This window comes from Mucilaginibacter sp. P5_A4 (genome assembly GCF_056400605.1).
Genome location: NZ_JBFUKX010000124.1, coordinates 1 through 1,740, shown reverse-complemented (window position 1 = coordinate 1,740; position 1,740 = coordinate 1). Strand labels below are relative to the sequence as shown.

The window sequence follows — 1,740 nt, the reverse complement described above, 5'->3', positions numbered from 1 at the left end:
GAGGGCACTGAAAAAGTAACTCTTAATGAGCATTACTAAAAAGCGATTTAATAAAGGAGCATCTTTTATTAAATCGCTTTTTTATTTCCTATATATTTCCTGATGCGCTCGAAGATGAACGGGTGTCCAATGATGGCAAAGCAAGAGCGTTTCAGCCTAAGATTTCTTGCTTTTGCGTCTTTAGCTGGTCAGTTTGATGATTCTTTTCAGGTTGACTGTGAATATTGCCAATGCTCCCTGCATCTGCATGTTTTCAATCCCATAAGATACTGCCCGCTTGTAGCCGTGGACGTTTTTCAACTCATTGTTTTTTGCTTCGATCTTATACCGGTGTTTTGCTTTTTCTTTATAAAAGTCCGTTTCCTGAAAAGCCACCTGCTGTAGATGTGCATCTGATTTAATGCTTACAGAATAGGTCTTGGTCTTTGCGCCGGGCTTATAGCAATTCTCCCTCAGTGGACAGATTTTACATCTTTCAATATCAAAGAAATACGTATCTACCTGGTTTCCTCCAACATTCTTTTTTCCTCCACGTGCCTTTCTAATCGCCAAATGACCCGCCGGGCACACAAACATCCCAGCGTCCTTATTGTAATCAAACATGTCTTCATCTTTTCTGAAACCCTGCGCTATTGAGGGGTTCAGCCTGGCCACGACTTTTATATCCTGTTCGCCTGTTAGTTCAAGATTTTCTCTCCCTGAGTATGCTGAATCGCCGATTATGGTATCTACTTCGATTCCGTTTCCATGACTCATCTCTAAAAGCTTAGGAAGTTCCGGGCCGTCTCCCTTTTCTCCGGAGGTAACCACAGCCGCTGTAATGATACGCTCTTCCGTCATGGCCAGATGAGTTTTGTAACCAAAAAATGAGCTGTCGGCTGATTTATGGCCGGTTTTGGCATCCCTGTCTTTTGAGAGCGTGTAGTTTTCCCGCGTATCTTCTACTGTCTCCTTCAGCAAGTTCAGTTTTTCTTTAACCGCAGGGATCAAACTTAGCGTTTGGTCAGATTCAATATGCTTTTCAAGTTCTTTACAATAAGCCAGCTCCTTTTCCAGGTCATCCGAATCATTCTTTTTTGGCATCTGTTCCTTCATATCCTCATCTATAGCGTAAACCGCTTTTCGAAGTAGTTTTGAACGCTCTCTCAATACCTCCAATGCTGAGTATGGATTGGATCGCGAAAGAGAATGAGTAGCATCAACAATGATTGATCTGGAGCGGATAATGCCCTTTTCAATAGCTATAGAAACAGTTTTACTGATCAATAGGTTCAACAGGTCTGCATCTTTCAACCGCAGCTTTCGGAACTTTGTCAATGAACTGGGGTCGATAACATCCTGCTCGGGTGACATCTCAAGGAAATATTTGAAAGACATATCATATCGCGAACGTTCAACGACATCAACATCCGAAACCGTATAGATCGTTTTTAATAACAGGTATTTGAACATGCGGACAGGACTCTCTGCTGTACGCCCATTAGTAGCACAATATTTGTCAACGAGTTCTTTGTAGATAAAATTGAAATCTATTAACTCGTTGATCTTCCGAAGAAGATTGTCTTTGGGAACGATCAAGTCATATAATCCCGAAAACACGCTGAATTGGATTTGTTGTTGTTGAGCTAACATCTAAAAGCCGTTCTAATTCGACTTTAAGATAATGAAAAAGGAGTAGAAAAACCAAGCTTCTCTACTCCTTTTATCCTCTAATTTTTAAAGGACTTTTTCAGTGCCCTC

1 protein-coding gene is annotated in these 1,740 nt (G+C 41.1%); it reads right to left on the bottom strand.

Annotation, left to right across the window (positions count from 1 at the left end; translation table 11 throughout):
• Positions 1–180 precede the first annotated feature (180 nt).
• The gene (locus AC1DQW_RS27535; protein WP_477456992.1) at positions 181–1,632 is read right to left on the bottom strand and encodes an IS1182 family transposase; all 1,452 of its coding nucleotides are present in this window, start codon (positions 1,630–1,632) and stop codon (positions 181–183) included.
• Between the last annotated feature and the right edge of the window lie 108 nt (positions 1,633–1,740).

What these genes read in the sequence shown, in the direction of transcription:
- AC1DQW_RS27535 (WP_477456992.1), bottom strand. Translation starts at nt 1,632, where the DNA reads ATGTTAGCTCAACAACAACAAATCCAATTCAGCGTGTTTTCGGGATTA.